Annotated in this window: 1 protein-coding gene; it reads left to right on the top strand. The window is 62.7% G+C overall.

Translation table 11 applies throughout. From position 1 onward, the window contains the following. Positions 1-58: 58 nt before the first annotated feature. Positions 59-949 carry a LysR family transcriptional regulator gene (locus OKB81_RS20540; RefSeq protein ID WP_270805448.1) on the top strand — a complete coding sequence of 297 codons (891 nt, stop codon included), beginning with the start codon at positions 59-61 and terminating at the stop codon, positions 947-949. The last annotated feature ends 42 nt before the right edge of the window (positions 950-991 follow it).

Below are 991 nucleotides of genomic sequence, written 5' to 3' on the forward strand. Positions count from 1 at the left end.
TACCTGAAGCAACACCGCTTATATACCCGCACACTTGGAATTATTTGAGTCTCTAAAAATGAGGGGATCTCTGAGGTCCCGTGCCTTCGACCCCGTCCAGCTCGGTACCATAGAGCTCTTTTGCAAGGCAGCCGAACTTGGCAGCTTTACCGCCACGGCTCAGGTACTGGGGGTAACGCCCGCCTCGGTGAGCCGCTCCATCCAGCGTCTCGAGGCCAGGCTCGGCGTCAAACTCTTCCATCGCACCACCCGCAGCGTGCGCCTCACCCATGACGGGGAGCTCTATCGGGAGCAGTGCCAGCAGGCGCTCGAGCAAATCGCCGAGGCCGAGCGGGCCATCACCGGTCGCCAGCGCCACCCCAAAGGAGTGCTGCGCATCAGCGTGGGCACCGTCTATGCCCACCACCGTCTGGTGCCCCTGCTGCCGGGCTTCATGGCGGCCTATCCCGAGGTCGAGCTGGAGCTCAATGTCTCCAACAGGAACATCGACTTCGTGGAGGATGGTTACGATCTGGCCATCCGGCTGGGGGAGCCGCGCGATGGGCGGATCATCGCCCGCAAGCTGGAGGATGCCAGCCTCGGGGTCTTCTGCGCCCCCGATTATGTCGCCCGCCGCCCCGCGCCAACCTCCCTGGAGATGCTGTCGCAACATGATCTGATCCAGTTCATCACCCCGAGCACGGGTCGCCCCTTCCCCTGGCAGTTCGTGAACGAGCAGGGGGACCCTGTCGACCTTCATGTTCAGAGCAGACAACGGGTGCTTGACGATGTGCTGGCGGGCCTGGGCTGGGCGGTGGCTGGGGGCGGTCTGTTCCAGATCTACCATTTCGTGGCGACCGAGGCGCTGTTGCAAGGCAAGCTGATCGAGGTGATGACCCCCTTTGCGGGGCGATCCCGCCCCTTCTACGCCCTCTATCGGCCTTGTTGCACAAATCGGGGAACTATCTAGCCAAGTGGTGATCTGATCTCCCGGATCAATCACCGAGCACAG

The organism is Aeromonas sp. QDB56 (genome assembly GCF_027705505.1).
Lineage (GTDB): Bacteria > Pseudomonadota > Gammaproteobacteria > Enterobacterales > Aeromonadaceae > Aeromonas > Aeromonas caviae.